The organism is Thermogutta sp. (genome assembly GCF_014359955.1).
Classification (GTDB): Bacteria; Planctomycetota; Planctomycetia; order Pirellulales; family Thermoguttaceae; genus Thermogutta.
In genome coordinates this window covers 1-2,437 of the sequence record NZ_JACIYL010000680.1, presented here as the reverse complement: position 1 = coordinate 2,437, position 2,437 = coordinate 1, and the positions used below count along the sequence as shown (strand labels likewise).

Genomic DNA, 2,437 nt, shown 5'->3' with positions numbered 1-2,437 from the left:
GTCCTGCAAACGGCGCGGCGGGTGATTATTCCCGAAAAGCCGGAAGAGCTTTTCGACCTGGCAGTGGGAGGTCCAGAGAGTGACTACTTTGAAGTCGTTTATGACGTGCCTGGCAAGGGACCGGTCAAAGAGGCGACCGTGGTCCGGTGCCGGAATGGCATTGCGGTCAACTACACAGAGCCCTACATGCGGCGGCGCGACCCGGACTGCATGGTGGTGGCCGACGATCGTCCCACCGACAAGCCCCGATTTCATGAGCGTTTTTCGGTTCCGTTTGAGCAGGTTCGACAAGAGATTCTGGACTGGCTTGCCGAACAGGAGTTGATCATCCTGCCGTTTTATGCGGGCGGAAAGCGGTGGGGATTTCAGGCGGCTCTTGTTGCCCCCCTCAACGCCAGTTTCTTTGCGGGTGCCCTGGCCCTCCTGCAGGAGATGATCCCGGCGGTGGAATTACCGGAGGAATTCTCTCCCGAGGCCGTGGTCTTTGTCGCGCCCCCATTCCGACACACCCTCTGCGACGGCAAACAGGTGGTCATTCACCACCGTGGCCCTCCGGTTTATGAAGTTTTCTCACTCAACCTCTATCCAGGCCCCAGCGCCAAAAAGGGTGTTTACGGTGTGCTCCTTTCCCTGGGAGAGGAGCAGGGTTGGGTGACGCTGCATGGTTCCACCGTTCAGGTCATGACGCCTTACGACAACATCATGACCATTATGCATGAGGGGGCCAGCGGCGGTGGAAAGAGCGAAATGCTCGAATATCCGCATCGGGAGCCCGACGGCCGGCTTCTGCTGGGAAGAAATATCATCACCGGCCAAAAACGCTATATTTCCCTGTTTCAGGGCTGCACTTTGTTTCCCGTCACCGATGACATGGCCCTGTGCCATCCAGGCTTTCAAAATTCAAAAGGCAAAAAACTGGTGGTCTCTGATGCGGAAACGGCGTGGTTCGTGCGGGTGGACCACATCAAGGAATATGGCACGGATCCCTATCTTGAACGCATTTGCACGATGGCGAAGGAGCCCATCGTTTTTCTGAATATTCACGCGGTTCCCCGGGCCACGTGTCTGATTTGGGAACACATCGAAGATGCGCCGGGCAAGCCGTGTCCGAACCCGCGCGTGATTCTCCCGCGGCGACTGGTGCCGAACGTGATCAACGAGCCGGTTGCCGTGGATGTGCGGAGTTTTGGAGTCCGCACGCCGCCCTGCACGCGACAGAATCCCAGCTACGGTATCCTCGGGATGATGCACGTCCTGCCGCCGGCCCTGGCCTGGCTGTGGCGATTGGTGGCCCCCCGAGGACATTCCAATCCGAGTATCGTGGACAGTGACTCACTCCAGAGCGAAGGTGTGGGATCATACTGGCCTTTTGCGACGGGGTGTAAAGTTGATCAGGCCAACCTGCTGCTCAGGCAGATTCTGGAGACACCCGATACGCGTTTCGTCCTCGTGCCCAATCAGCACATCGGATGCTGGGAAGTCGGCTTTATGCCGGAGTGGCTCATGCGGGAATACCTCGCCCGACGCGGTGGTGCCCGATTCCGGCCTGAACAGCTCAAACCGGCTCGGTGTCCGCTGCTGGGATATGCTCTCTCTTTTATGCAGATCGAGGGCACTCAGATTCCCAGTTGGTTCCTGGAAGTGGATTCCCAGCCCGAAGTAGGACCGGAGACCTACGATCGAGGCGCGGAAATCCTTTACCAGTTCTTCCACAGGAATCTGGAAGAATTGGTTTCCATGCCGGGCCTGGATCCCCTCGGCCGACGGATCATTCGCGCCTGTCTGGAGCGCGCCCCGCTCAGCAAGTTCGAGTCGTTGATTCCGTTCAATCCCTACACCACCTGATCAACCGGCAGCGTTTCCGGCTGGCGATCGGCTCCGGGGAAAGGGAGGGGTGTACTACGGGGCAGGGACGGATGGCCAAGGTCTATCCTCGGCGGCGCTGTGGGAAAGGTGGCGTCTGAATTGAACTGGCCGATCGCAAAAAATTTGGGTCACTACGGGTTGGCGTCCTCGCCGGGAGAGTTTTGTGATTCGGCGAGGAGTTTTCTGATCGTGCGCTCGATTTCTTTTTCGATGCCAGGCCAGTAGCCCACCCACATCGCCCGGATCGTTCGGTTGCCGTCCACGAGAATGGTCGTCGGGTATCCCTGAAAACCCGCGATCCGGTCGAGCTCACTCCGTGTGCGGAAATTGGGGTCGGCGTAGGTCGGGAATTCCGCCGAGGACGAATCCAGGAAGGCAGAGGTGCTGCGGCGGAGTTCCTCCATGTTTTCCTGCGGACCGCCCCCACAGGAGACAGAAAGAAAGAGAAAACGCGGCTGGTTCCTGAATTCCTCGAAAAGGGCTTTCATGTGAGGAAATTCCTGGCGGCATGGCGGGCACCAGGTCCCCCAGAAATTGATGAGCGTCACCCGTCCTGACAGGTCGGCAGAAG

Annotated in this window: 2 protein-coding genes; one reads left to right on the top strand and one right to left on the bottom strand. The window is 58.6% G+C overall.

The window, feature by feature from the left end:
* A partial coding sequence (locus H5U08_RS15795; protein WP_297035195.1) for a DUF4914 family protein occupies positions 1-1,845 on the top strand: 1,845 nt, incomplete at its 5' end.
* A 152-nt stretch (positions 1,846-1,997) separates the two neighbouring features.
* On the opposite strand, the gene H5U08_RS15790 is transcribed toward H5U08_RS15795, so the two are convergent.
* Positions 1,998-2,437, bottom strand: a 440-nt coding sequence (locus H5U08_RS15790; protein WP_297035193.1) for a TlpA disulfide reductase family protein, incomplete at its 5' end; no start/stop codon positions are given.